This window comes from Lentilactobacillus hilgardii DSM 20176 = ATCC 8290 (genome assembly GCF_000159315.1).
In the GTDB taxonomy this organism is placed as follows: domain Bacteria; phylum Bacillota; class Bacilli; order Lactobacillales; family Lactobacillaceae; genus Lentilactobacillus; species Lentilactobacillus hilgardii.
In genome coordinates this window covers 1-241 of sequence record NZ_GG670041.1, presented here as the reverse complement: position 1 = coordinate 241, position 241 = coordinate 1, and the positions used below count along the sequence as shown (strand labels likewise).

The following is a 241-nucleotide window of genomic DNA, read 5'->3' as shown; positions in this document are numbered from 1 at the left end:
ACCTGCATTGGTCCGGTTAGATAGTTCCATTCCTTGCCATGATCCTTGGGGGTAAGAATAACTATTAATTGGACGGCTTGATACATAGGCCTGACCACCCTTTGCCAGGCGATCATCAGTACACTTAATATTGCCTTGGGCGTCCATGATCTGATTTAGTTCATCGGTCTTAAAAGCTGTCACTCTTTTTTGGTCCCAGTTTGACCCTCTTGAGTCCAAACTGCTAGGCGAGTTTCATCAG

Annotated in this window: 1 pseudogene; it reads right to left on the bottom strand. The window is 45.6% G+C overall.

Annotation, left to right across the window (positions count from 1 at the left end):
- A pseudogene (locus HMPREF0519_RS12805) lies at nt 1-183 on the bottom strand (hypothetical protein); the annotation flags it as partial.
- Nucleotides 184-241 lie beyond the last annotated feature (58 nt).